The sequence below is a fragment of the Donghicola mangrovi genome, assembly GCF_013377535.1.
Classification (GTDB): Bacteria; Pseudomonadota; Alphaproteobacteria; order Rhodobacterales; family Rhodobacteraceae; genus Donghicola; species Donghicola mangrovi.
Window position 1 is genome coordinate 200,018 of sequence record NZ_JABCJE010000005.1, and the last position, 26,528, is coordinate 226,545.

At 60.9% G+C, this 26,528-nt stretch carries 25 protein-coding genes; 4 read left to right on the forward strand and 21 right to left on the reverse strand.

Features of this window, described 5'->3' with window-relative positions:
• Positions 1–24: 24 nt before the first annotated feature.
• Together HJ536_RS12860 and HJ536_RS12865 are read right to left on the reverse strand one after the other, a co-directional pair.
• Positions 25–3,177, reverse strand: coding sequence for a valine--tRNA ligase (locus tag HJ536_RS12860; protein ID WP_177158006.1), 3,153 nt, complete (start codon positions 3,175–3,177; stop codon positions 25–27).
• Positions 3,178–3,249: 72 nt separating this feature from the next.
• Positions 3,250–3,645, reverse strand: a complete 396-nt coding sequence (locus HJ536_RS12865; protein ID WP_177158007.1) for a DUF2306 domain-containing protein — start codon at positions 3,643–3,645, stop codon at positions 3,250–3,252.
• Between the two features lie 254 nt (positions 3,646–3,899).
• On the opposite strand from HJ536_RS12865, the gene HJ536_RS21215 reads away from it, so the two are divergent.
• The gene (locus HJ536_RS21215) at positions 3,900–4,688 is read left to right on the forward strand and encodes a LytTR family transcriptional regulator DNA-binding domain-containing protein (protein ID WP_177158008.1); all 789 of its coding nucleotides are present in this window, start codon (positions 3,900–3,902) and stop codon (positions 4,686–4,688) included.
• Here the strand turns inward: HJ536_RS21215 and pdeM are convergent.
• The 15 genes from pdeM to HJ536_RS12945 form a co-directional block, all read right to left on the reverse strand.
• On the reverse strand, positions 4,685–5,368 hold the full coding sequence (pdeM, locus tag HJ536_RS12875) for a ligase-associated DNA damage response endonuclease PdeM (RefSeq protein ID WP_420811092.1): 684 nt from the start codon (positions 5,366–5,368) through the stop codon (positions 4,685–4,687). The genes HJ536_RS21215 and pdeM overlap by 4 nt on opposite strands.
• Before the next feature lie 25 nt (positions 5,369–5,393).
• Positions 5,394–7,802 (reverse strand): ligase-associated DNA damage response DEXH box helicase, encoded by a 2,409-nt coding sequence (locus tag HJ536_RS12880; protein ID WP_177158009.1) that lies wholly within the window; start codon positions 7,800–7,802, stop codon positions 5,394–5,396.
• Between the two features lie 63 nt (positions 7,803–7,865).
• Positions 7,866–9,182: an ATPase gene (locus HJ536_RS12885; protein WP_176855071.1), complete on the reverse strand. Its 1,317-nt coding sequence runs from the start codon at positions 9,180–9,182 to the stop codon at positions 7,866–7,868.
• A 10-nt stretch (positions 9,183–9,192) separates the two neighbouring features.
• Positions 9,193–9,687 carry an A24 family peptidase gene (locus HJ536_RS12890; RefSeq protein ID WP_177158010.1) on the reverse strand — a complete coding sequence of 165 codons (495 nt, stop codon included), beginning with the start codon at positions 9,685–9,687 and terminating at the stop codon, positions 9,193–9,195.
• 10 nt (positions 9,688–9,697) lie between these two features.
• A complete protein-coding gene (locus HJ536_RS12895) occupies positions 9,698–10,552 on the reverse strand; it encodes a tetratricopeptide repeat protein (protein WP_176855073.1) in 855 nt (284 codons plus the stop codon).
• A 27-nt stretch (positions 10,553–10,579) separates the two neighbouring features.
• Positions 10,580–11,134: a tetratricopeptide repeat protein gene (locus HJ536_RS12900; RefSeq protein ID WP_177158011.1), complete on the reverse strand. Its 555-nt coding sequence runs from the start codon at positions 11,132–11,134 to the stop codon at positions 10,580–10,582.
• Between the two features lie 57 nt (positions 11,135–11,191).
• Complete coding sequence (locus HJ536_RS12905; RefSeq protein ID WP_177158012.1) at positions 11,192–12,145, reverse strand: type II secretion system F family protein; 954 nt, start codon at positions 12,143–12,145, stop codon at positions 11,192–11,194.
• Between the two features lie 7 nt (positions 12,146–12,152).
• Entirely contained in the window at positions 12,153–13,121 is a 969-nt protein-coding gene (locus HJ536_RS12910) for a type II secretion system F family protein (RefSeq protein WP_176855076.1), read from the reverse strand.
• A gap of 6 nt (positions 13,122–13,127) precedes the next feature.
• The gene (locus HJ536_RS12915; RefSeq protein WP_177158013.1) at positions 13,128–14,564 is read right to left on the reverse strand and encodes a TadA family conjugal transfer-associated ATPase; all 1,437 of its coding nucleotides are present in this window, start codon (positions 14,562–14,564) and stop codon (positions 13,128–13,130) included.
• 24 nt (positions 14,565–14,588) lie between these two features.
• Entirely contained in the window at positions 14,589–15,836 is a 1,248-nt protein-coding gene (locus tag HJ536_RS12920; RefSeq protein WP_177158014.1) for a CpaE/TadZ family protein, read from the reverse strand.
• Between the two features lie 152 nt (positions 15,837–15,988).
• Entirely contained in the window at positions 15,989–16,660 is a 672-nt protein-coding gene (locus tag HJ536_RS12925) for an OmpA family protein (RefSeq protein WP_177158015.1), read from the reverse strand.
• A gap of 4 nt (positions 16,661–16,664) precedes the next feature.
• A complete protein-coding gene (locus HJ536_RS12930; RefSeq protein WP_176855080.1) occupies positions 16,665–18,092 on the reverse strand; it encodes a type II and III secretion system protein family protein in 1,428 nt (475 codons plus the stop codon).
• 182 nt (positions 18,093–18,274) lie between these two features.
• A complete protein-coding gene (cpaB, locus tag HJ536_RS12935; protein ID WP_176855081.1) occupies positions 18,275–19,138 on the reverse strand; it encodes a Flp pilus assembly protein CpaB in 864 nt (287 codons plus the stop codon).
• Between the two features lie 99 nt (positions 19,139–19,237).
• Entirely contained in the window at positions 19,238–19,435 is a 198-nt protein-coding gene (locus HJ536_RS12940; RefSeq protein WP_177158016.1) for a hypothetical protein, read from the reverse strand.
• 116 nt (positions 19,436–19,551) lie between these two features.
• Positions 19,552–19,740: a hypothetical protein gene (locus HJ536_RS12945; protein WP_420811093.1), complete on the reverse strand. Its 189-nt coding sequence runs from the start codon at positions 19,738–19,740 to the stop codon at positions 19,552–19,554.
• A 458-nt stretch (positions 19,741–20,198) separates the two neighbouring features.
• Between HJ536_RS12945 and HJ536_RS12950 the strand changes: the two genes are divergently transcribed.
• The 3 genes from HJ536_RS12950 to HJ536_RS12960 all read left to right on the forward strand — a co-directional run bounded on the left by HJ536_RS12950 (position 20,199) and on the right by HJ536_RS12960 (position 22,097).
• Positions 20,199–20,918, forward strand: coding sequence for a lytic transglycosylase domain-containing protein (locus HJ536_RS12950; RefSeq protein ID WP_338082436.1), 720 nt, complete (start codon positions 20,199–20,201; stop codon positions 20,916–20,918).
• Positions 20,919–21,056: 138 nt separating this feature from the next.
• Positions 21,057–21,428, forward strand: a complete 372-nt coding sequence (locus tag HJ536_RS12955; RefSeq protein ID WP_176855084.1) for a hypothetical protein — start codon at positions 21,057–21,059, stop codon at positions 21,426–21,428.
• 300 nt (positions 21,429–21,728) lie between these two features.
• Positions 21,729–22,097, forward strand: a complete 369-nt coding sequence (locus HJ536_RS12960; protein ID WP_176855085.1) for a hypothetical protein — start codon at positions 21,729–21,731, stop codon at positions 22,095–22,097.
• Between the two features lie 76 nt (positions 22,098–22,173).
• On the opposite strand, the gene HJ536_RS12965 is transcribed toward HJ536_RS12960, so the two are convergent.
• From HJ536_RS12965 to topA, 4 genes are all read right to left on the reverse strand, one after another.
• Positions 22,174–22,803 carry a 3-oxoacid CoA-transferase subunit B gene (locus tag HJ536_RS12965; protein WP_177158018.1) on the reverse strand — a complete coding sequence of 210 codons (630 nt, stop codon included), beginning with the start codon at positions 22,801–22,803 and terminating at the stop codon, positions 22,174–22,176.
• The gene (locus HJ536_RS12970; RefSeq protein WP_177158019.1) at positions 22,804–23,115 is read right to left on the reverse strand and encodes a YciI family protein; all 312 of its coding nucleotides are present in this window, start codon (positions 23,113–23,115) and stop codon (positions 22,804–22,806) included. It abuts the gene before it with no gap.
• Between the two features lies 1 nt (position 23,116).
• Positions 23,117–23,818, reverse strand: coding sequence for a CoA transferase subunit A (locus HJ536_RS12975; RefSeq protein WP_177158020.1), 702 nt, complete (start codon positions 23,816–23,818; stop codon positions 23,117–23,119).
• A 115-nt stretch (positions 23,819–23,933) separates the two neighbouring features.
• The gene (gene topA, locus HJ536_RS12980; RefSeq protein ID WP_177158021.1) at positions 23,934–26,492 is read right to left on the reverse strand and encodes a type I DNA topoisomerase; all 2,559 of its coding nucleotides are present in this window, start codon (positions 26,490–26,492) and stop codon (positions 23,934–23,936) included.
• Between the last annotated feature and the right edge of the window lie 36 nt (positions 26,493–26,528).

Here is a 26,528-nt window from a genome sequence, read left to right on the forward strand (position 1 = left end):
CGCAAGGCCCGCCGTTTCGTGGGGTTAGCCGATCTCGGCCAGACGGGCGAGCGCCTCTTTGAGTTTGGCTTCCTCGTCCTGACGTTCGGCCAGATTGGCGCGGGCTTCTTCAACCACTTCTTCGGGGGCCGAGGCCACGAAATTGGGGTTGTTTACGCGGCCCGAGAGACCTTTGATCTCTTTTTCCAGCTTGGCGATGGTCTTTTCGAGGCGGGCCTTTTCTTCGGCCACGTCGATGATGTCCGCCAGAGGCAGGCCGAAGCTGCCGCCCGAAACGCCCAATGTCGCGCAACCTTTGGGGAAGGCATCAACCTCGGTCAAGCTGTCCACGCGGGCCAGCTTCTTGATCAGGGTTTCGTTGCGGGCAAAGGCTGCCTTGGCCTCATCGGTGAAGCCGGTCACGACCAGCGGCACATGCAGGCCAGCGGGGACGTGCATCTGCGCGCGGGCCGAGCGGATGCCTTCGATCAGGGCGATCACCCAGTTCATCTCGCTGTCCGCTGCGGTGTCGATCAGTTCCTCGCCGTATTCGGGCCAGTCGCCGTGCACCAGCATCTTGTCGCGCTTGGCCAGACCGTCCCACAGCTCTTCGGTGATGAAGGGCATGAAGGGGTGCAGCATCAGGAGCGACTGGTCGATGACCCAGCCCATGGTGGCGCGGGTTTCGGCCTGAACGGCGGCGTCATCGCTGGACAGCAGGGGTTTGGCGAACTCGACGTACCAGTCGCAGACCTTGCCCCAGACGAACGCATACAGCCCCAGCGCCGCATCGTTGAAGCGGTACGCAGTCAGTGCCGCATCCGTTGCCACGCGGGCGCGGGCAACCTCGCCGATGATCCAACGGTTCACGGTTTCCTTGGCTTCGGGCGCGGCGGCTTGGGGGGTGTAGCCCTCGAACACACCGTTCATTTCCGCGAAACGCGAGGCGTTCCACAGCTTGGTGCCGAAGTTGCGGTAGCCGGCGATGCGGTCCTTGGACAGCTTCAGAACACCACCGATGGAGGCCATCGCCGCGTTGGTGAAGCGCAGGGCGTCCGCACCGAATTCGTCCACGATCTCCAGCGGGTCGATGACGTTGCCGGTGGTCTTGGACATCTTCTTGCCCTTCTCGTCGCGGACGAGGTCGTGCAGGTAGACGGTGTGGAACGGGATTTCGTTCACCACGGCCAGCTGCATCATCATCATGCGCGCCACCCAGAAGAACAGGATGTCAAAGCCTGTGATCAGCACATCGGTCGGGAAGTATTTCGAGGTGCTCTCGTCCCAGTTCGGCCAACCCAGCGTACCGATGGGCCAGAGGCCCGAGCTGAACCAAGTGTCCAGAACGTCGGCATCGCGCCAGATCGGGTAGACCAGCTGGGTCGGGTCTTGGGTCACGTTGTACTGCGCCAGACCTTCGGCCAGCGCGTGGATCGCGGCGGCACGGTCGGCAACTTCGATCACGCGGGCGTGGCTGAGGGGAGTGGGCAGGGCGGCCAGAACGTCGGCGAACTGATGGCCTGCGTGCCCGGCGTCGCTGGCGGCATGGTAAACCTCGCCGCGGTGGACCAGATGCTCGCGGGTCAGCAGACGCAGGATTTCAACCTCGTCGAGATCGCCATCGCCTTCGTCGTCTTTGAAGTTCGGCGCGGACAGGTCCAGACCGTACCACACGGGGATCTGGTGGCCCCACCACAGCTGGCGGCTGATGCACCAGGGCTCGATGTTTTCCAGCCAGTGGTAATAGGTCTTCTCGCCCGACTCGGGGATGATTTTGGTGCGACCTTCACGGACAGCGTCCAGCGCGGGGCCAACGACCTTTTCCGCGTCCACGAACCACTGGTCGGTCAGCATGGGCTCGATCACAACCTTCGAGCGGTCGCCGAAGGGCTGCATGATCTTCTTGGCTTCGATCAGAGGAACCAGCGCGTCCGCGCCTTCGTCATCCGCTTTGACCGCTGCTTTGCCCAGACGGGTGTCATCGGCGCGGGTCATGACGGCCAGACCCTCGTCGATGATGTTCTGGACAACCAGCTTGCGGGCCTCGTAGCGATCCAGACCGCGGTACTCTTCGGGCACGAGGTTGATCGCGTCGATTTCCTGCACGGTGAACGGTTTGCCCGCGGCGTATTCCGCTGCTTTGGCCGCTTCTTCCGCATAGGGGGCACCGTCCGCGCGCATGTTCGCGGTGGTGTCCATCAGACGGTACTGGGGGATGTTGCCGCGCTTGGCGACTTCGTGGTCGTTGAAGTCATGCGCGCCGGTGATCTTCACCGCGCCCGAACCGAACGCCATGTCGGGGTATTCGTCGGTGATGATCGGGATCAGGCGGCGCTGTTCCTTGGGACCAACGGGGATTTCGCAGAGCTTGCCAACGATCGGCGCGTAACGCTCGTCATCGGGGTGCACGGCAACCGCGCCGTCACCCAGCATGGTCTCGGGGCGAGTGGTCGCGATGGAGATATAATCGCGCTCTTCGCTGAAAGTGACGTTCCCGTCCTCGTCCTTCTCGACGTAGGTGTAGGTTTCGCCGCCTGCCAGCGGGTATTTGAAGTGCCACATGTGGCCGTCGACTTCGATATTCTCGACCTCGAGGTCCGAAATCGCGGTTTCAAAGTGGGGGTCCCAGTTCACCAGACGCTTGCCGCGATAGATGAAGCCCTTGTTGTACATCTCGACGAACACCTTGATCACGGCGTCGTGGAAGTTGGGGCTGTTCTCGTGGCCGGTGCGCGGATCGCCGGGAGCGCCCGCCATGGTGAACGCGTTGCGATCCCAGTCACAGGAGGAGCCAAGGCGCTTCAGCTGGTTGACGATGGTGCCGCCGTATTCGCCCTTCCATTCCCAGACCTTGTCGAGGAACTTCTCGCGGCCCAGATCGCGGCGGCCGGGTTGGCCGGTGGCGGCCAGCATTTTTTCGACCTGCAGCTGGGTCGCGATACCTGCGTGGTCCTGACCGGGCTGCCACAGGGTGTCGAAACCGCGCATCCGGTGCCAGCGGACCAGAATGTCCTGCAGGGTGTTGTTGAACGCGTGGCCCACGTGCAGGGCACCCGTCACGTTCGGCGGGGGGATCATGATGGTGAAGGTGTCGTCACGTTTCTTGTTCGCACCGGCCGCAAAGGCGTGCGTCTCTTCCCATTTCTTCGAAATCCGCGGCTCGGCTTCGGCCGCGTTGAAGGTTTTTTCCATGGCCATGGAGAGATCCCCTTGTTTGTCTGCGCAGGGTTCTATCGAAGGGCTGGCCGAAGGGAAAGAGCGTAGGGCGCTCTATTGACCAAACAGAACCGCGTGCATGATGCGGTTCGGCAGTAGGGTAAACGCACCGGCAACACAGAGCGCACCGAACACCAGACCCAGCATGGATTGACGATGCTTTTTCACTTGGTGGGTGCGGGCGCGGTAAACCCCCAGAACCAGCAGGATCAGGGTCGCGATCGACAGAATGTGGATCACGCTGAAATGACCGGGGCGCAGGGTCGAAATCGCGAAACTGCTGATCGCGGTAAAGCCCATGAGCAGCACCCAGACCCATCCCAGAACGCGGTGGGTCATCGTGCCCCGCGCGCGTGTAAAGATCAGGATCGTCAGCACCACCGCCAGCAATGCCGCATAGGCGTGGATCTGGATGGCTGGCGCGGCAGAGGTCAGGGCTGAAATCGACATACTGGGGAAAATCCGGAGGGAATTATGGAAATGACGCATCAGTGGGCCATTCCCCCGCATCCGGTCAATCACGCTATTCGTTAATCAGCTATGGACCCCCCTATTGGATATGTAAGAATAGAAAACGATACGAGGGTCAGTGCCGCGCCCTCATATTGGCCGTGTTGCGATTGGAATGGGTGTTTAGGATTATGGAAAACCAAAGTTTTCAGCAGTCCGGAGGGATTCCGGAGGAATCCGGGATCGATCCAAACGTGGCCAAACTCTCTGTCTTCGCTATCGTTTCGGGCGCTCTTCGTGATGCGATCTGCCGCATGCACCATCCGGCGTTCCGTGTGGCGATGCTGATTGCGCCCTTGGTGCTGACGGTGGTGGGGCCATTCCGCTCGGACATCTATAATTTCTGGCACGCGCTGCTCTTGTGGGCGCTGGTGATCTGGGTGTCCACGGTGGTGGGCATGGTGAACCGCTCCTTGGTGGATCGGTTGCTCCCAAGGCTGAACTTCCTGATGCGCGGCGGGGTGTCGGCGGTGATCTTTGGCGCCTATCTGACGCCGATCATGCGGCTCTTCTCGGTCGGGTCCGGCATCATGCGAGAGGAATATTACCCCACCGACCTAGAGGTCTTTCTGACGGCTGCCTTGGGTAGCTTCAGCGTGGCTGCGGTGCGGTTCTATATCTTTCACGCGCCCGAGGCGCAGTCCGAACTGCCGTCCGCGCCCGCGCAGGCCCCGATCTTTGACCGGATCGCGGCGACGCGGTTCGACCAGATCATCCGCATGACCGTCGATGACCACTACGTGGAGATCGTCACTGATCTGGGGCAGGAGCGAATCCTGATGCGTTTCGCCGATGCCATCCGCGAGATGGGCGAGGGCAACGGGCTGCTGGTGCACCGCTCGCACTGGGTGAACCCGACCGCCGTGACCGGTTGCCGCCGCGAGGGGATCAAGGTGTTCCTGATGACCCGCGATGGCGCCGAAGTGCCGGTCAGCAAAACCTATCGCGAAAATGCGATCAGTGCCGGTCTGATCGAAGGTTAACGCACCTTGCCATAGGGCAGGGGGGTGATCTGTGGCCCCGTCAGCAGGGCCACCGCGCTTGCGTCCATCAGCCCCTTCAACACAGGGTCCGAGCATTTCAGCCCACCCGTATAGGCCCCGAAGGCCGGCAGTATCACTCGATCCGCCGACCGCAAAAAGCAGGGCCGCGAAATGTGCCGCCCACGCAGGGTAATCGCGGCCTTTGGGTGGTAATGCCCCGAGATTTCGCCTTGCGCCCCCTGTTCCGCGATATGGCGAAAGGTCAGCGGCCCAAGGCGTAGTTCAGCCATATGTGTGCCCGCCAGGTCCAGCGGCGCAGGGTCGTGGTTCCCTTCGATCCAGATCCACTCGCGGCCCGCTTGCAGACGGAACAGCCAGTCGCGGTCCCGATTGGGCAGGGCCTCGCCCGCGGCCAGATCATCAAAGCTGTCCCCAAGGCAGACCACCGTCTTGGGTCGGGTCAGGTCAATCGCCTGTTCCAGACGGGTCAGGGTCGCGGCGGTTTCATAGGGAGGCAGCAAGGTGCCGCCGCGCCGTGCGATCCGCTCGCTTTTGCCCAAGTGCAGGTCGGATACGCACAGCAGGTCATGCGCGGGCCAAAACAGCGCGCCCGACGGCAGCGCCTCCAGTTCCGTTCCGCAAAAGGCAAAGGTCAGGATCGACATGGGCGCACAAAGCATGAACACGCGCCCACGCGCAAGGGGGTCAGAGCGCGTTCAGACCGACCTCGGCCATCAACTCTGTAGCAGCGTCGGCCAGCAGGCGTTCTTGGCCTGCGCCTTCGACCGGCGTGCGTCCGTGTTCCAGGAACAGCGGCGCGGACAGGGGGGTGACCCGATCCAAGGTGACGTGGTCGATGTTGCCGTGAATGCGGGTGATCATCTCTTCGATCCGCGAGAAATCGACAAGGCCCCGTTCGGCCTCTTCGCGGGTGATCCGCAGCATCAGGTGGTCGGGGTCATAGCGGTGCAGAGTGTCGTACAGGATGTCGCTGCTGAACGTCGCCTGCCGCCCCGATTTGCGTTGACCCGCGTGGTTGCGGTCGATCAGACCGGCGATAATCGCGCTGGATTTGAACGTCCGTTTCATCACCGCATTCCCCGCCAGCCAACTGTCCAGTCCGTCCCGCAGGGCGTGCAAGTCGAAAAGGGGGGCGGGGTCACGCAGGGGCTCCAGCCCCCAGATCAGCGTGGCGTAGTCGGTGGCGACGAACCCCAAGGGGGCAAGGTGCAGCTCCTCCATCCGCTTGGTCAACAAGAGGCCAAGGGTCTGCTGCGCGTTCCGCCCTGCAAAGCCGTAGACGCAGGTGTAATGGCGGGCATCACGGGGGAAGCTCTCGATCAGCAGGCGGCCGGGTTCGGGCAGGCGGCTGACCTCTCGCTGCAGGTGCAGCCATTGGGCGGTGTGGGTTGGCAGGTCCGGCCAGTCGCGGCGCTGGAACATGCGCAGGATGCGTTGGCTTAGCTGGGTCGAGGTCGCGAATTTGGTCCCATTAAAAGTCGCGATCTTGGGTTCCTTGTCGGCGCGGCGGGTGACTTCGACGGTCATCTCGCGCAGGCCCTCGTAGCGGACAATCTGCCCGCCGATCAGGAAGGTGTCGCCGGGGGTCAACTGCGCGGCAAAGCCTTCTTCGATCTCGCCCAAGGGGGCGCCGCCGCGGCCTTTGAACCGGACCTTCAGGGTGTCGGGGTCCATGATCGTGCCGATGTTCATGCGGATTTGGCGGGTGGCACGGGGGTCGCGCAACTGCCACATGCCGTCGGGTCTCTGCATCAGGCGCTGCCATTTGTCGTAGGCGCGCAGGGCATAGCCGCCGGTCGCCACAAAATCGAGGCAATCGTCGAATTCAGCGCGGGTCAGGTCGGCATAGGGGCCAACGGTGCGGATTTCGTGCAGCAGGTCCATGGCATCGAACGGACCGGCGCAGGCGCGGATCAGGATGTGCTGGCACAGGACATCCTTGGGGCCCCGCTGGCGGGTTTCGCCGTCCAGATCGTGGTCCTTGACCGCTTCCAAGGCGGCGTGGCATTCGACCACCTCGAACCTATTCGCGGGCACCAGCAGCGCCTTGGACGGGGCAATGTAACGGTGATTGGCGCGGCCGATCCGTTGGACCAAACGCTTAACGTTCTTGGGCGCGCCGACCTGAATGACCAAATCCACGTCCCCCCAATCGATTCCCAGATCGAGGCTACCTGTACACACGATTGCCCGCAGTTGCCCGTCCACCATCGCTTGTTCGACCCGCTCGCGCTGCTCGCGCGACAGGCTGCCGTGGTGGATGCCGATCGGCAGGCTGTCCTCGTTCGCGAGCCAGAGGTGATGAAAGAAAATCTCGGCCTGCGCGCGGGTGTTGTGAAAGATCAGCGTGGTTTTGTGCTGCTTGACTTGCTCGAGCACGGCAGGGATCGCATAGCGCCCGCCGCCGCCGGACCAAGGGGGGGCTTCGGTGGTTTCCAGCATCCGAATGTCGGGATCGGGGCCGGGGTCAGCTAGAACGACCTCGCACGGGTCGGGGTGCTTGGCCAGCATGCGCGCAATCGCGGCGGGGTCGTCCACGGTGGCGGACAGGCCTACTCGGTGCATGTCGGGGCAAAGGGTCTGCAAGCGGGACACGGCCAGCGTCAACTGATCGCCGCGCTTGGATTCCTCCAAAGCGTGGATTTCGTCGATGATCACCCGTTTGAGGCCCGCGAACATGCGCGGCGCATCTTCGTAGCTGGTCAAGAGCGCGAGGCTCTCGGGCGTGGTCAGCAGAATATGGGGTGGGTCGGCGCGCTGGCGGCGCTTGCGGGTGGCAGAGGTGTCGCCTGTGCGATCCTCCACCCTGATCGGCAGGCCCATCTCGGCAATCGGGCGTTCCAGATTGCGGCGGATGTCGCTGGCGAGCGCCTTCAGGGGCGAGATGTAGAGGGTGTGCAGACCATCATGCGCACCCTCGGCCAGATCGGCGAGGGTAGGCAGGAAACCGGCCAAGGTTTTGCCCCCACCGGTCGGTGCGATCAGCAGCAGGGACGGCGCATCGGACCGATCCAGCATGTCCTGCTGATGCGGGTGGATGGACCAACCGCGAGTGTCGAACCAGTTTTTCAGGATGGGGGGCAGTGCTCTCATGACTTGAGCATATGGGGCGCGGCGGGGGCGGGAAAAGGCCCGACACGCGGGCCTGATCCAGAATTATCGAACGATGACCTCGTCCTTGACGAACATGTTGGCCCACGCGCGGTCAATCAGCTCGGGCGTCATCTGATAGGGGATACCCTCGAACTCGCAGATCGCGATCATCTGGTCGATCAGGAACACCGGCTGGTAGTTCGCGTAGATGTTGTCGATCGTCGGATACTTTTTCTTCAGCAGGTGCAGCAGGGATTTTTCATCCAGCGGCATCTTCTTTTTCCGCGCGATCAGGGCAAAGATTTTCAGGAAGTCCGCCTGATCCGGCCCGTCGATTTTGATCTTGAAGAAGATCCGGCGCAGGGCCGCTTTGTCGAAGATGTCGTTCGGGTGGAAGTTGGTCGAGAAAATGACCAGTGTGTCAAAAGGCACCTCGAATTTCTCGCCCGACTGGAGAGCGAGGATGTCCTTGCCCTCTTCCAAGGGAACGATCCAGCGGTTGATCAGTGCCTGCGGCGGGTCGGCTTGGCGGCCAAGGTCGTCCACGATGAATACGCCGCCGGTGGACTTCAGCTGCAAGGGCGCCTGATAGGTCCGCGCGTTCGGGTTGTAGACCAGATCGAGCATGTCCAAAGTCAACTCGCCGCCTGTAATCACGGTCGGGCGTTCGCAGCGCACATAGCGGGTGTCGAACCGGCCAGTGGTGCGGCGCAGGGCGGTGGGGCTGTCCTCTTCTTCGGCGACGGCGGTGTGCACAATGGGGTCGTACACGGTGATCACCTGACCGGAATATTCGATGGCGCGGGGCACATAGATCTTGTCCCCCAGCGCATCGCGAATCCCGTTCGAGATCGATGATTTCCCGTTCCCCGGCGGGCCATACATCAGGATCGAGCGGCCAGACGTGACCGCAGGCCCCAGTTGGTCGATCAGCGTGGGGGGCAGGATCAGGTGGCCCATCGCCGACAATAACTGCTGTCGGGTGATCTTCATGTTGCGGACGGATTGGCGCTTGACCTGCTGGGCATAGACGCCCATCGGCACGGGCATCGCGCCGTAATATTCCGACTGGGACAGGGCGTCCTGCGCACGGGCCTTGCCCGCGTCGGTCAGCTGATAGCCCATTTCGTTGCTGCTGGTCGCGCTCAGGGTGCCGGTCGCCTCGAGCAGGCGCTGGCCGCGGGCCAGATCGACCAGCTCTTGGGTCACGGGGATCGGCAGGCAGATGGCGCGAGACAGGTCGCTGACCATATCGAGGTTCATGCGGAACATGGTCTTCAGCAGGATGTCCCGCATCATGACCATGCTCAGCTGCATCTCTTCCAGACGGCGCGGCGCCGGGGGCGGTTCTACTCCGCCCTGACCAAGCTCGTGGCTCATGTCCGGTTCCTTAGGCTGCGCCAAGGGCACGCAGGCCCAGATAGGTCAGCAGGGTCAGCGCCAGCGGCACACCCATGGGGAATTCGCGGCGGCGTTCCCAGCTTTCCCAATGGGCGGTCACGGTGCTGAGCGGGGTGGCGCGCGCAATGCGGTGCAGGATGAAGGTCACGATGATCATCGGAGCCATGATCGCCCCCAGAAAGATCGCATCCCCCAGCGGCACGAACGGCGCGGCGGCGGCCAGAAACTTGGCATCGCCTGCGCCCATCACGCCGCCTGCGTTCATCGCCATGCCCGCAAACAGCATCACGACCGCATGGCTGAAGCGCCACGCATAGTCATCCATCGGCAGGACAAACGGCCCGACAATCGCATAGAGCGCCAAAGTCGCCAGAACGACCTTGTTCGGGATTTTCATGGTTGCCAGATCGCTCCAGATCACAAAGAGGCAGACGGGCAAAAGGGTGACAAAGAAACAAAGCGCCTGAAAAGTGTCTAGGGGCATCACTGGGTCCTTAACCGTTCTTTCCTTCAAGAGCACGGAGGCTGCGGGTCGCTTCCTCGAAGTGCTGGGGACTGGTGGCGATCGCTTCTTTCAGCAGGGCCTGTCCGGTTTTCACGTCACCCTGTTTGATCGCGGTCAGGGCCAGCGTGTGCAGCAGCTTGGCCCGTTCGGTCTGGTCCATCGGAACGACGGGCAGGGTGTAGTTGCGCTGTGCGCCGCGGGCCAGAACAAGGTTGTTCTTGGCGGTAAAGACGTTCGGGTCCTGACGGATGGAATCGGTCAGCAGACGCTCGGCGCCTTTGAAATCGCCGCGGGTCAGTTTGGAATAGCCCCAGTTGTTCAGCACTCCCGCAGGGGTCAGCGTCAGGCCCAGAGCGGTCTCGTAAAAGGCGTCGGCCTTTTTCCAGTCCTTGGCCGCATCCGCCGAGATTGCCTCGAGGCGGTAGCGTTTGAAGGTCTCGAACGTGGGGGGGATGGTGTTCAAAGTCTCGCGGGCGCCGTCGAAATCGTTGGCGCGGATCTGGGCATCGGCCAGCTCGACGCGGTCGTCATTGGTCGCGCCTTCCATGGCGATCACCTTGCGCCATTCGGGGATGGCTTCGGTCGGGCGTTGGGCGCGCACAAGTGATGCAGCCAAGCCACGCTTCAGGTCGATCCGGTCGGGTTTTTCGTTGGTCGAGCGGCGGAAGTAGCTGACCGCCTCGTTCGGATCGGCCACCGTCAGCATCACGTCGCTGAGGTTGGTTTCGTCGATCACGTTCACGTCTTGGAGCCGCCTGTCCACACGGCTCTGGTCGTTCGCGCCACATGCTGACAGAACCAAAGTCCCGCCAATACAAAGAGATACAATAAACCGATGGCGCATTTTCTGCGTCCTCTTACTGCTGCTGCCTCATTCTGGTGTCGTTTTGAGAAGGTACTCTCCGGTCCCTTGCCGCACCAATTTGTAAGTATTTTCTTCTTCAACATACTGCGAGTTCTCGAATTTTGCGAGAGCTAAGCGCAGGTTGTCGCGGATTTCGTCACTGTCCCCGTTCGACAAGGCGTAAGCCTTACGAAAGACCTGAACCGCTTCGGGGGTGCGGCCAGCTTCCATCAGGACCACGCCAAGGTTGTTCCACGCGGCGGGGCTGTTTTCATCTTCGGCCACGGCGCGGCGCAGCAGGGTTTCCGCCTGACCCAAACGCCCGAGCCGCAGGTTGGCGGACCCCAGCGAACTAAGGACAACGGCGGTCATCCCTTGGGTCGCGGCAGCGCGGGTAAAGGCCTGTAGGGCCAGCTCGTTTTCCCCCGCATCCATCAGCCGTTCGCCCACCAAGATCTGGTCAACGGGTTCGGCCGAATAGTCGGTCGCGGGGGCATAGGGGTTGTCCGGCAACTGGTCCGATGGGCCCATGCACGCCGCCAGCGAAGTCATCAGAAGAATGCCTGTCGCCCAACGTACCATGGTTTGCGGTCCCCGTATCTCATCCCGATCAGATCGGATTTTGCGTTAGACCTGTTGTTATTTCATATTCGCGAACATCTCAACGATACCGTAGAGCGACGGCCCGATCAGGATCAGAATGAGAGGCGGCACAGTCAGGCCCATGGTCGCCAGCGTCATCTTGGTGGGCAGGGTGTTGGCCTTTTCCTCGGCGCGCATGACGCGCTTGTCGCGCATCTCTTCGGCATAGACGCGCAGCGCATCGGTGATCGGCGTACCAAAGGTGGCCGACTGGATCAGCACCGTCACAAAGCTCGAGATGTCCTGAACACCGGCCCGTTCCGATAGATCGCGCAGAACGACGGCCTTGTCCTTGCCTGCCTTCATCTCGTGGGCGACGACCTCGAATTCCTCGGACAGGGCGGGGTAGCCATCGCGGCTTTCTTTGGCGACGCGGATGATCGACTGGTCCATCGACTGGCCGGCTTCAACGCAGACCAGCATCATGTCGAGCGCGTCAGGGAACCCTTCGAGGATCGCCTTCTTGCGCTCTTCGGAGCGTTTGTTGACCCAATAGCGCGGACCCATATAGCCGACCACACCGGGGGCGAGGGTATAGAGAACCAGCTGCTGGGTGGTCAGCGGCGCCACCGAGTTCTGGATGAACGCATAGATCAGGCCGACGGCCAGCAGACCCAGACCCAGCGTCATCTGGGCAAAGTAGAACCAGCGCACCGCGTTGCGCGACCGGTATCCAGCCTGCAGCAGCTTCAGCTTGATGGACGAGAATTCCTTTTCGTCCTGAGGCTCAAGGAAATGCGAGAACTTCTCGAGCTTGTCCTGACCGGCGTCCTGACGCAGACGCTTCTCGCGGCTTTGGGCGGGGGCGGCCGTGGCGGATTGCAGCTTTTTCAGGGGGTCGGCCGGTTGCAGCAGGAACATCCCCGCCGCCACCGCAATCAGGATCAGGCCCAGAACGCCCGCTAGAATGATCGGCCCCATCGGGCCAAGGATTTCGGTGATCATATCCATGACGGCCTCATACCTTGATGTTCACGAGCGAGCGCATGACGATCACGTTCGCGGTCAGAAAGCCCCCGACCAGCAGGCACGCGGGAATCCAGTAGGCGGTTTCCTTGACCTCGTCGTAGTAGTTCGGGTTGATGATGTTCATCAGTGCCAGACCCGCCAGCGGGAAGCACGACAGGAACATGCCGGACCATTTCGCCTCGGCGGTGATGGCGCGGACGCGGCGGAACAGTTTGAAGCGCGAGCGGATTACCTTGGCCAGACCGGCCAGAATTTCCGCAAGGTTACCACCGGACTGCTGCTGGATCGTCACGGCCACAGCCATAAAGCGAAGGTCCTGATTTTCCAGACGACGCGCCATTTCACGCAGGGCCTCGCCCACGTCGCGGCCATAGGCGGCCTCGTCGGCGATCATGCCGAATTCCGTGGCCAAGGGATCGCCCACCTCTTTGGAGACGATGTTGATCGCAGAGCTGAACGGGTGCCCCACACGCAGCGAGCGGACCATCAGTTCCACGGCGTCGGGCAGCTGTTCCTCGATCAGGCTGGTGCGTTTCTTGGCGCGGCGGTTGATCCAGAAATAGACCCCGCCGACCCCCATCACGACCGAGATCACAGCGCGGATCGAGCCTTCGGCCTCGGTTCCGGCGGTCAGGGCGGCGTAGGAGGCGATGCTGAGGCCGATCATGATCAGAATCAGCTGCTTGGGGGTAAAGGCGATCGCGGCCTTCTGCGCCTTGTTGGCCAGAAGCGAGTAGATCGGGATCGATTGCGCCTTCATGTGCTGCTGCATCTCCTTGCGGAGGGCCTCCAGCACTTCTTCGCGGTTCGTCCCCTTGTCCATCAGTTCAAGGCGACGGTTGACGCGGCTGTTCAGGCTGATCGATTTGCCAAAGACGGTCAGGTAGATGCCCTCGATCAGGACAACCACGCCGACGAAGATCAGCACATAGATAATCAGTTCGGGATCGATGTTCATGACGGATCAGCCTTTGACGGGTTCGTAGATCGAGGGGGGCAGGTCATAGCCCCACAAACGGAAGCGCTCGGAATAGGCGCTGCGTACGCCGGTGCCGGTGTAGTGGCCCATGATCTTGTTATCGGGGCCGATGCCCGTGCGCTGGAAGCGGAAGATTTCCTGCATCGAGATAACCTCGCCTTCCATGCCGGTGATCTCGGTGATGGACACCATGCGGCGCGAACCGTCCTGCAAGCGGCTGGCCTGCACGATCAGGTTCACCGCCGATGCGATCTGGCTGCGGACGGCCTTGAGCGGCATTTCGATCCCGGCCATGGCGACCATGTTTTCCAGTCGGCTGATGCCATCGCGGGCGTTGTTCGCGTGGATGGTGGTCATCGATCCGTCGTGGCCGGTGTTCATGGCCTGAAGCATGTCGATCACCTCTTCGCCGCGCGTTTCGCCGACGATGATGCGGTCAGGACGCATACGCAGGGCGTTGCGCAAACAGTCGCGCTGGGTGACGGCGCCTTTGCCTTCGACGTTCGGGGGGCGGCTTTCCATGCGGCCCACATGGGTCTGTTGCAGCTGGAGTTCGGCCGTATCCTCGATGGTCAGGATGCGTTCGCTGTTGTCGATGAACGAGGACAAGGCGTTCAGCGTAGTGGTTTTTCCCGAACCCGTACCGCCCGACACGATCACGTTCAGGCGCGTGGCCACGGCGGCCTGCAGATAGGCGGCCATTTCCTCGTTAAAGGCACCAAAGGCGATGAGGTCGTCGATCCCCAGCTTGTCCTTTTTGAATTTACGGATCGATACCAGAGATCCATCCACCGCCACAGGGGGCACCATCGCGTTGAAACGCGAGCCGTCAGGCAAACGGGCGTCCACATAAGGGGTCGATTCGTCGACGCGGCGACCCACGGCGGATACGATCTTGTCGATGATCCGCAGCAGGTGCTTTTCGTCTTTGAAGGTGATGTCGGACAGCTCCAGCTTGCCCTTGCGTTCCACAAAGATGCGCTTGGGGCCGTTCACCAGAATATCGCTGACGCTCTCGTCCTTGAGTAGAGTCTCGAGGGGGCCAAGGCCGGTGACCTCGTCATAGAGCTCCTTGGTCAGGGTCGCGCGTTCCTCGCGGGTCAGCACGACGCCCATGGCCGTCAGGGTTTCGGTCGCAATGTCCGAGATTTCCGCGCGCAGGTCCTTTTCCGAGGCATGTTCCAGCGCCGCAAGGTTCAGGTTGTCCAGGAGTTCGCGGTGAAGCTGCAGCTTCAGCTCGGCCAGACGTTCCTTGCGTTTCTGTTCCTTGTCGCTGGAGGCAGGGCGCGCGGCGGACGGGGCCAGCGGCTTGCGCAGCGGCGCGGCGCGGGGGGCTTCGGGGGCGGCAGGGGCCTGAGTCGCGGCATCAACCGACCCGCGACCGCCCGCCGAAGCGGACGATTTCTTGTAGCGCGAAAACATGGTGTCTATCCCGGACTAGGGGCCTTAGGCGGCCTCAGAGGTTGATTGGTTCAGTTCATGAAGCTGCTGTGCCAGCTTGGCGATTTCCTTGCGCAGCGGGTTCTTTGCCGCACTTTCCGCAAGGGGAAGGCCGTGGTCGCAGGCTTGCAGGACTGGCTTGCCGCCATCGGGCATCTGCAGGTCGATCGAGATGCCAAGGCTCTCGGCCAGACGTTTGATGCGGGACCGGCCCGACAGATCGGTGAACTTCGGCGCCCGGTTCAAGACAAAGCGCAGCTTGTCGAAGGGGAGATCCTCGGCTTGCAGGGCGCGCTTCAGGCGCAGGGTGTTCTGGGCCGAACGCATTTCCAGCTCGATCATGGCAAAGTAGACGTGGGCATTGTTCAGCACCACATCGGTCCAACCGGTGATCACCGAAGGCATGTCGATCACGACATAGTCGAAGTTCCGGCGCGCGGTTTCCAAAAGGTGGACCATGTCGGGCTGGGACACGTAGTCCATCGGCAGAATGTCCGGCGGCGCGGTCAGCACGTTCAGCTTGTCCTGAAACTGGACCATGCTGCTGCAGAACGCCTCGTCATCCATCGATTCGATGTCGGACAGAGCCTCGTGCACGGCGTCGCGGCGCTGCAGGTCCAGATAGGTGGCAACGCTGCCAAATTGGAAGTTCAGGTCCAGAAGAGCGACGCGGGGCTCTTTGGGGGCCTTCATGTTGGCCAGTTCCCACGCCAGATTGACCGCCATGGTGGTCGCGCCAGTGCCGCCTGCGATGCCCTGAACGGCCAGTACAACGCCATCGGTGCTGACCCGCGCGGGCGCAACGGTGCGCAGCGGGGCAGGGGCGGGCTCGTGGACAGGTTCGGGCTCGGGGGCATTCAGGCGCTCGATCGCACCGGCCAGTTCGCCCTCGGGCAGGGGGTAGGGCAGGAATTCTTCGGCGCCGCCGCGCAAAAGCTGATGCAGGATATTTGCGGGGACATCCTCGGTAATCAGGATGACCTTGATCTCGGCACGGCGCGCGGTGCGGATGATGTCTTCGATCAGCGCGAGGTCTTCCTCGTCCGATTCGTCCATGGCGATGGCCACAAACTCCAGATGTTCCGCGTCGGGCTGGGTCAGAAACGGAATGGCTTCGTCAAAGGTCAAATCCCCCCAGGATTCGCCCATCACGGTTTCCATGTCTTCGATTAGTAGGTCGAAATTCTGCACATCGCGCGAGATCGTGCAGGCCAAAATGTGCGAGCTGTCGGCGATCGGATCTTCGCTGTTCATTCTTTACCTCGTTACTCGGTGTTCACGAGGGCGCTTCGTCCCCCGAAGAGAATCCCCTGATAAAAACAGAGGCCCTTTGGGAGACGATGATCCGCAATCTGGGCAACAATTGGACTGAAAGAGCCCATTTGTGCGAAAATGGTTAACTGGAATTACTGTTCCGTTTTGAATTCCTGGCCGGTGATGCCGGACAGGGTCGAAGCCGGAACGGCGCTGTTCACATACTCGCGGTAGACAATTTGCGCGTATTTTCCGTCCATTACGGTGGGGTGGTTCTGAACAAAACCCAGAACTTCGGTCACGGTACGGCGGTTGCGACGCTCGCGTCCCTCGGTCACGATCAGCGGCTGCGTTTCGCCATAGGAAACCATAGCTTCCAAACGACTGCGGCTGACGCCCAATTGCGACAGGTAGGCCACGACCGCGTTGGCGCGGCGCAGACCCAGCGATTTGTTATAGGAATCAGAGCCTACAGCATCGGTGTGGCCGTAAACGCGGAAGCGAACCTCGGGGAACTGGTTGATCCAGCGGGCCTGCTCTCGCAGGGTGTCGCGGGCGCCTTCGTCCAGTTCAGCGCTGTTGAAGCCAAAGTTAACAGTGGTCAGAACCTCGGCCGCGAAACGGCTGGCAAGCTCATAGGTGTACTGCTTTTCGCCAGTCATCAGGGCAATGTTGTTGCCCGTCGCTGCACCGAAGTGGTTTCTGGGATCGGAGAGGGCGCCGGCCTCGTCGTAGAAAGACCGGTAGACCGGGTCCTGGCTGGCGCAGGCCGAAAGTAAGATCACACCTGCCAAAGCGGCTTTGGTTTTAAAACGGCACTGCATCCAATTATTCCATCACATAACCATAAGAGCCGCTGAAATCCTGCTTGGCGACTTCGGCAGCAGCTCCATTCTGGCGCGATGCGCTGTCGCTGGCAACACGCCCGAAGAGAAACAGGTCCTCTTCCGAGGGCGGGCGGACGCGGTCGGTGGGCAGAGCCAGCGCTTCGCCGCGGGTCGGGGTCACCAGATAGGGGGTGATGATGATCACCAGTTCGGTCTGTTCGCGGGCATATTCGGCGCTGCGGAACAGGGCCCCCAGCACAGGGATATCCCCCAGCCACGGCACCTGACCGTTCAGGTCGCGGAAGTCATCCTTGAGCAGGCCCGCGATGGCAAAGCTTTCGCCGTCACGCATTTCCACAGTGGTCGAGGTTTCACGGCGCGAGAATGCGTCGATGTCGAACCCGTTCACCGAGAAGCCGTTTGATTTGTCGATCGCCGATACGGCGGCTTCAAGCTCGAGGTTGATGATGTCCTTTGCCACCACGCGGGGGGTAAAGTTCAGCTCGATGCCGAAGGGTTTGTACTTGATGGTGATGTCGCCATTATCCTGCGAGACGGGCACGGGGTATTCGCCGCCAGCCAGGAATTTCGCCTCTTGGCCGGACAGGGCAACAAGGTTCGGTTCCGCCAGAGTGCGGACCATGCCCTTGCTTTCCAGAGCTTCCAGCAGGATGCCAACCTCAAGCGAGCCTGCGCCGAAGCCGAACAGCATCGCGCCGTTGTTTTCGTTGGCCGACGGGATCGCGCCACCCAGCGCGGTGCTGACGCCGCCGCTGTTGTTGTAGTTGCCCGTACCGCCAGAGATCGAGACGTTCTTGCCGCCGCCCAAAGCGACCGACGACGACAGCGATTTCGAAACGGTGCGCTGCATTTCGGCAAAGCGGACTTTCAGCATCACCTGCTGTACGCCGCCAACACCCATCAGGTTCGACACACGCTCGGGCGCGTAGCGTTCTGCCAGATCCAGCGCGCTTTGAAGGGCGGACATGCTGCTGACCACGCCGGACAGTACGATGCCGTCGTTCGCGGTTCTCACTTCGATCTTTTCGCCGGGCAGGATCTGGCCCAGACGTTCCTTGAATTCCGAGATGTCAGCCGCGACGCGCACGTCGACGTTGCTGATCAGATTTCCGGCCGCATCGAACAGCGTCAGAGAGGTCAGGCCGGGGGTTTTGCCCAGAACATAGATCGTCTTGTCCGACAGAGACGAGATGTCTGCGATGTTCGGGTTGGCGATGCTGAGTTCCGAGAACGGCACGTCGCTTTCGACGACAACGGCGCGGTTCATCGGCACGTCGAGCGTGGTGCTCGGACCGTTGCGCAGGACACGTAAGGTTTCGGCCTTGGCGGGGGTGGGGGCCAGCGCCGGAACCGCGGCCATGATCGACATCGCGATCGTAACCGCGCTTAAGAACTTACTGCTGTACATGTGATCTGCCTCTCTGATCACGCTCGATAGTGTGAGTGTTGTTTTTCTTTTGTGCCAAGGATGCGGTAAAAGTGATTTTTTTTCAACAATCAGATTGGTAAAGGCGAATACGTGTGAGGTGAACACGCAACAGGGGCCCCGAAAGGCCCCCATATATTGTAAACAGTACTGCCGTTTTTGGCTTATTGTGTGCAGGGGATTTCCGTAACTATGACTTCTGCACCGCGGCGCTGCTTGATCGTACAGACTTCTTTTTCCTTCACGACCTCTGCGACCTTCTGCGTTTCGATTCCCAAGAGGCGGTTCTGGTCCACCTCGATCGAGTGGGCGACCACGTCATCGCGGGCTCCCAGCAGGGACAAAGACAGGTCGCCGGTCGACTGAGCCTGCGCCAGCGTTGCCACCTGTTCGGGGGTCGCGGACACGGTCACGGTGCGGGCGATAATCGCCTCGGAAGTGCTCTGGCTGGTGGTCTGGTCGATGGCGATAATCTGCACGCCGGGTTCGATCATCTTGGTGAAATCGCCGTTTGCGATGCCCATGATATCGCCGGTGCGGACGGCGCCGGTCCAATAAACATCCACGCGGTCACCGGGGCGAAGGAAGCCCGAAACGCCGCTGCTGACGTCCACTTTGATAGTAAATGCGCGCATACCGGGGTCCAGCAGCGAGGTCAGGCCAACGTCTTTGCCCGGTTCCGTGACCTTGAGCGCCATGACAGCCTCGTCCTTTTCCATCTTGCGGATGGCGACGCGCAGGGTGTCATCGCCCGCGGGGAAAAGGTCGGCTTCGGTGGTAAACGATCCTTCGGGGATCGCGGATTCCGGCCAGTTCACGACGCGGACGTGGTCTTTGGTAATCTTGTCGCCATAGTCGACTGCCTGAGACAGGACATAGACGGGTTTCGTGGGCACAATCTGGGTCAGGGCCGCATCGCGCGCCGCGATTTCGTTGCGATATGCCTGAATGCGGTCTTTTGCCATGAACACGGCAAAACCGGCCAGCGCAACGCCAACAACAAGGACGAGTCCGAAAATCAGACGCATATCGTTTTCCTTTCAGTTTTCAGGGAAATAAACCGCCCCGAGCGCCGTTCGGGACAGTTCAGGCAGAGTTTATGTCTGCTTCTGGGATAGCCCGGAGGCTTAACTGGGGGCGTCTAGCGAACCGACATAGTCGCTGATGCCGCCAATGAGCACCGTGGTATTGTCTGTCATCAACATGCCAGTGCCATAGGCAAATCCTGCTAGCATGGTGACGATCACAACCCACTCGACCGAGCTTGCTCCGTCTTCGCACTCGGCGAAAAATTTGGCAAAGCTGAAAGCAGTGTGCTGTAGCACGTCGCGGTCTTTCTGGGTTTCAGAGTTTTAGGCAAATCCGACAGGAAGCCGGATATGGAAAAGGCGCCCTCGACTTGCGAGAGCGCCTCGCGCTAGCTAGGCTAGGCGCCTAGAGATTAGCTCGGTGCCTGGACGGTGCCGATGAAGGTACCGGTGTCGGTTGCCAGGGTGCGTGCGTTCGAGATGATGGTGGTGCCGATCAGAGCGCCCAGGCCAACAGTTGCAGCTGCCAGCACAACCCAGTCTACGGTCACAGCGCCCGACTCGTCGTTCAGGAAAGCGGCGAAGAATTTGTTCATGTTCATGGTGTTCCCTCCAGAGGATACTCGTGTTGATCATTTCCGCCTCGGCGCTGTCTGACCGGCCTCAGTCTTGGTCAGTTCGTCGCTGCGGATGAACATATATAGCCTTTGGATTCGGGCGAGATTGCGGCCTGTTTAGTCCTATTTTCGTGTTTTACGCCCGAATGGGCGGTATTTTGTGTAAGTATTTATTTCAAAACGACTCTTTTGTGTGGTTTGTCGGTGCGGCGGGTGTTTTTGCTGCTTGAAACGGTGAATTTGGGCGGTCTTGACACAAACTAATGATAATGCGGGCAAAAAAGACGGGTTCTCAGATGGCTGCGGTTGGGTTCGGAATCGATAAAAGGCAGATCAGGGCCGCTGTGGGCCTCATGGGACTCGCGATTCTTGTTAGTGGATATGCGATTCCATCCTTGGCGGAGGGGCAGCCTAAACCGTTTTCACAGTTTACATTTAAGTCGGTGAAGCCACCCAAGCCCGGCGAGAAGCCTAAAATCGACGTTCAGATCGCAATACTGCCCGATAAGCCGGTCAAAGGCCCCGAAGCCCCCGTTGAATTGCCCAAGCCTGATTCCCCGAAATCCAGATTGGCGAACTATGCGTGGTATTGGCAGACCGTCTCGCCCGCGATCGAGCATGCCAGCGCGGCGCGGATCAACGATGCGGTCAGCGCCCTGCGCGGCCCCGAGGGGCAGATCGTGCCCACCCCGCGTCTGGCCGCCATGCAAGAGGTCGTTACCCGCTATTCGAACCATCTGATGATCGAAACCGTGGGCACGCAGGTCTCGCCCGCATTGGCGCTGGCGGTGATGTGGGTCGAATCCAACGGCAGCGTCAAAGCGGTCAGCCGGTCTGGCGCCCAAGGCTTGATGCAGCTGATGCCCGCCACGGCCGAGCGGTTCGGCGTCGCCGACAGCTTTGACGCGGCGCAGAACATCCGCGGCGGCGTGAAGTATCTGGACTTCCTGCTGAAAACCTTTTCGGGCGATCCGGTGCTGACATTGGCAGGCTACAACGCAGGCGAAAATGCGGTGCTTCGGGCGCAGGGCGTGCCCGACTATGCCGAAACCCGCGACTATGTCCCCAAAGTGCTGGCGGCATTCTCGGTGGCCAAAGGGTTATGCCAAACCCCGCCGGTTTATGTCACCGACGGTTGCGTGTTCCGTAACTTCACGAATTGATGAACCTGCGTGAGCGCACGAGAGGCCGAAAATGGTAACGGTTATGTGCGTTGAATGTGAGGTCGTGCGGCCCAATTTCTCTATCATAAGCGACGCAACACGCATCGCCGCCTTGATAGAAACGAAGGGAACTTTGATATGAAACGTATTCTCGCCACCACCGCCGTTGTTCTTGGTCTTGCCGCTCCGGCTTTTGCTTCCAGCACCCAACTCGAGGCCGATCTGGGTGTCTCCGCTGGTGAATACACCACCTCGCAGCTCGCAATGATGCACTTTGAACAGGACAAGCCTGTCAGCGAGCGCTCCACCTACATGAGCGGTGACCCGACCGCGACCGTCTCGTCGAAGTCGAGCGTGAACCCCGCCGCCGAGGCCATCTTTGTCTCGCTGGACGCCGAAGATAAGCCTGCGCTGGACGTAACCCAGCAGCTCGACACCGCCACTGTCTACAGCTCGGCCGTTGTGAATGACCGCGCCGCTGCGATCTTCGCGGACATCGACTCGGAATAACCAAATCACCGCTTCACTGCGGCAAGTAAAAAGGCCCATCGGTTCGCCGGTGGGCCTTTTTCTTTGCGTTCAGGGGGTTAGCTGCCCAATGCGCGTGCAGCGCCTTTGTGCAGATGCAGAAAATGCAAGAGCCTCACTGTCATGTGATTGTCACATTATAATGTGCATATACGCACCAAAAGCAGCCATAAATCACGCTTCCGTGCGTTGAAACTGCCGTTGGTTGGGAGCATATCTGATCCATACCGAGACGAAACGCTCGGAACCAACCTGATGAAATCACGTATAAGGACGTTGAAAATGAAAGCTTTTGTTGCTGCTACCGCTGTTGTTCTTGGCCTTGCTGCTCCGGCATTTGCCGCAAGCCAACTCGAAGCTGACCTGGGTGTGCCCGCCGGTGAATACACCACCGCACAACTCGCAGAACTGCACTTCAACCAGGACAAACCCGTAAGCGAGCGCGCTGTCTATTTCGGTGGTGAGACCGCTGCGACCGTGTCGTCGAAATCGGCTCTGAACCCCGCCGCCGAAGCGATCTTCGTTTCGCTAGACGCCGAAGATAAACCCGCGCTGGATGTTGCTCAGCAGATCGACACCACCACCGTTTACAGCTCGGCCGTTGTGAATGACCGCGCTGCTGCGATCTTCGCGGACATCGACGCGGAATAATCCGGGTCACACCCCATAGAAAAGGCCTGCCAGTCTCTCTGGCAGGCCTTCTTCGTTTCTAATTGGTACGATTGGATCAGTTCACAATCGTCGCTTCGGTCGCGGCGCGCAGTTCCTCTTCGGTGACGCCGTCTGCCAGTTCGACCAGCTTCAGGCCGCCTTCGACCACGTCCAGAACACCGAGGTTGGTGATGATGCGGTCCACAACCGATTTACCGGTCAGGGGCAGAGTGCAGGCCTTCAGGACCTTCGACTCGCCGTGTTTGTTGGTGTGGTCCATGACCACGACCACGCGGCCCACGCCGGCCACCAGATCCATCGCGCCGCCCATGCCTTTGACCAGCTTGCCGGGGATCATCCAGTTCGCCAGATCGCCGTTCTCAGCCACTTCCATCGCGCCAAGGATCGCTGCTGCGATCTTGCCGCCGCGGATCATGCCAAAGCTGGTGGCCGAATCGAAATAGCTGGTCTCGGGCAGTTCGGTGATGGTCTGCTTGCCTGCGTTGATCAGGTCGGGGTCTTCGTCACCCTCGTAGGGGAACGGGCCCATGCCGAGCATCCCGTTTTCCGACTGCAGCACGACCTGCACGCCTTCGGGGATGAAGTTCGGAACCAGCGTCGGGATACCGATCCCAAGGTTCACATAGGTGCCGTTTTCCAGTTCCAGCGCCGCGCGGGCGGCCATTTGATTGCGATCCCAGGGCATTTACATCTCCATGATCTGAGCGACTTCGACCGATCCGCCTTCCCCGATGATGGGGCATTCGCTTGCGATCTTGGTGGCTTCGTCGATATTTTCGGCCTCAATGATGGCGTATCCGGACAGCGGATTCGCACCGCCGTCATCCTCGATACCTGCGGCCGAGACTGTTTTTGATTGGCCAACCGGATTGCCCGGATCGGGCATCGAGGCCTCGTATTTGGTGACCCAAGCGACCCATGCCGCAATCGAGGCCTGCTCTTCGGCTTCGGTCTCGGGCATTTTGCCGCCGTGGTAGCCGTACAGGAATTTGGCCATATCAGGCCTCCTTCTTGCGCACGGTGCGCTGTTCAATCCGCTTCTCGTGGTCACCTTGAATCAGGCGGTGCACATAGATGCCGGGCAGGTGGATGTGGTCGGGGTCAAGGCTGCCTGCGGGGACGATTTCCTCGACCTCCATCACGCAGATCTTGCCGCACATCGCGGCGGGCGGGTTGAAGTTGCGCGCGGTCTTGCGGAAGATCGCGTTGCCGGTTTCGTCCGCTTTCCAGGCTTTCACGATGGAAAGATCGGCGAAAATGCCTTCTTCCATGATGTATTCCTGACCGTTGAAGATTTTTACGTCTTTGCCTTCGGCAATCACGGTGCCCACACCGGTTTTGGTGTAGAAGCCGGGGATACCGGCGCCGCCAGCGCGCATCCGCTCGGCCAAGGTGCCCTGCGGGTTGAATTCCAGCTCCAGCTCGCCCGACAGGTACTGGCGCATGAACTCCGCGTTTTCGCCCACATAGGACGACATCATCTTCTTGATCTGGCGGGTATCGAGCAGTTTACCAAGGCCGAACCCGTCCACACCCGCGTTGTTCGAGGCCACGGTCAGCCCTTTGACGCCGCTTTCCACAATCGCATCGATCAAGAGTTCGGGAATCCCGCAGAGGCCAAAGCCCCCCGCCGCGATCAGCATGTCGTCGCGCAAGAGGCCATCCAGAGCCTCGGCCGCGCTGCCATACACTTTGTTCATAAATAAAGTCCTCCGGCTATTTGGCGGGGACTGTGAACGGCTGTTCAGTTTTAGTCAATGAAATGCCGCAGCGCAGTATGCGCCGCGGCTTCACATCCGTTCAATTGCGCCGGAGTTACTCTTCGGTTTTCTTGGCGGCCTTTTTGGTGGTCGCTTTTTTCGCCGGAGCTTTCTTGGCCGGAGCCTTTTTGGCGGCGGCTTTTTTCTTGGGGGCCTTGGCGGCGATCAGTTCCAGCGCCATTTCCAGCGTCACCGCTTGCGGATCGGTGTCCTTGGGCAGAGTCGCGTTCACCTTTTCCCATTTCACGTAGGGGCCATAGCGACCGTCCAGCACGTTGATCGCGCCGCCATCGGGGTGATCCCCCAGCTCTTTCAAGGGCTTGGCCGTGCTGGCAGCGCCGCGGCGCCCTTTGCTCTCGGCCTTTTTCGCCAGCTCTTCGACCGCGCGGTTCATGCCGATGGTGAACACGTCGTCCACCTCTTTGAGGTTCGCATAGAGGCTGCCGTGCTTGATGAACGGACCAAAGCGGCCGATGCCTGCTTCGATCATTTCGCCATCGTCGGGGTGCGGGCCAACCTGACGGGGCAGGTTCAGCAGCATCAGCGCCTTATCGAGGTCGATATCGTCCTTGGACCAACCGCGCGGCAGGCTCGAGCGGCCGGGCTTGGGGTTTTCGGCCGTTGCTTCGCCGCGCTGCACATAAGGGCCAAAGCGGCCCGAGCGCAGGGTGATCTCGATCCCGTTCTCGTCTTCGCCCAAAATACGGTCGCCCGCATCATCCGCATCGCCGCCGATCGGACGGGTGTAGCGGCACTCGGGGTAGTTCGAGCAGCCCACGAACCCGCCAGTGCGAGAGGTTTTCAGGTGCAGTTTGCCTTCGCCGCACATCGGGCAGGACCGCGGATCGGAGCCATCCTCGCGCGGGGGGTACAGCTGGGGCGCCAGCGCGTCATCCAGAACGTCCAGGACTTCGGCGATGCGCAGTTCACTGGTTTCGTTGATCGCCGCGTGGAAGTCGCGCCAGAATCGGGCCAGCAGATCCTTGTAATCGCGCTGACCGGCGGACACGTCATCCAGCTCTTCTTCGAGCGCGGCGGTGAAATCGTATTCCACATAACGTTTGAAGAAGTTCAGAAGAAAAATCGTAACGATCCGGCCCTTATCCTCGGGGATCAGGCGGTTCTTGTCCTTGGTGACGTATTCGCGCTCCTGAATCGTGGTCACGATCGACGCATAGGTCGAGGGACGGCCGATGCCGAGCTCTTCCATACGCTTCACCAGAGTCGCCTCGGTGTAGCGGGGCGGGGGCTGGGTGAAGTGCTGTTCGGGCGTGACTTCGCGTTTGTCGGCCTTTTCGCCTTCGGTCAGGTGGGGCAGGCGCTTGTCATCCTCGCCCTCGACGTCATCGCGGCCTTCTTCGTAAACGCGCATGAAGCCGTCGAACAGAACGACCTGACCGTTGGCGCGCAGAACAACCTGTCCATCGGGGCTGGCCACGTCCACCACGGTGCGCTCCAGGCGGGCGCCTTCCATTTGGCAGGCGATGGTGCGCTTCCAGATCAGATCATAGAGACGGGCCTGATCCTGTTCCTTCAGGTTCAGCGCCGAGGCGTCCTTGGTCATGTCGGTGGGGCGAATACATTCGTGCGCTTCTTGGGCGTTTTTCGCCTTGTTTTTATACATGCGCGGCGACGAGGGCACGTATTCCGCGCCATACCGATCCTTGATCGCGTCGCGGGCGGCGGCCACGGCCTCGGGGGCCATGTCGATGCCGTCGGTACGCATATAAGTAATGTGTCCAGCCTCATACAGACGCTGCGCGGCGTTCATACACTGACGCGCACCCATGCCGAATTTGCGGCTGGCTTCCTGCTGCAGGGTCGAGGTCATGAACGGCGCCGAAGGGTTGCGGCTGGCGGGTTTTGCCTCGACCGAGCGGATGCTCAGGCTGCGGCTATTGATCGCCTGCACGGCCATTTCGGCTGCGGTCTGGTTGGCCAGATCGAATTTATCCAGCTTCTTGCCGGCGTATTCGGTCAGGCGGGCCTCGAACTCGTGGCCGCGGGCGTTGGTCAGCAGCGCCTTGACGGTCCAGTATTCGCGGGCCTGAAACGCCTCGATCTCCATCTCGCGCTCAACGATCAGGCGCAGACAGACGGACTGCACGCGGCCTGCGCTGCGCGCGCCGGGCAGTTTGCGCCACAAAACCGGCGAGAGGTTGAAGCCCACCAGATAGTCCAGCGCGCGGCGCGCCAGATAGGCGTCCACCAAGGGCTGGTCCACATCGCGGGGGTTCTTCATCGCCTCGGTCACGGCGGATTTGGTGATCGCGTTGAACACCACCCGTTTGACTTCGGTCGATTTCTTGATCGCGCGGCGCTTGGTCAGGGTTTCCTGCAGGTGCCAACTGATCGCCTCTCCTTCGCGATCAGGGTCGGTCGCGAGGATCAGGGTGTCATCGTCTTTCAGCGCGTCGGCGATGGCTTTGACGTGTTTCTTGGAATCATTCCCGACCTCCCACAGCATCTCGAAGCCGTTGTCCGGATCGACCGATCCGTTCTTGGCGGGAAGGTCACGCACGTGCCCATAGGAGGCCAGCACAACGTAGTCTTTGCCGAGGTACTTGTTGATGGTCTTGGCTTTGGCCGGGGACTCGACGACGACGACGGGCATGGTTTGGCACCTCTTGCGCTGTGTTCAGGTGGCGTA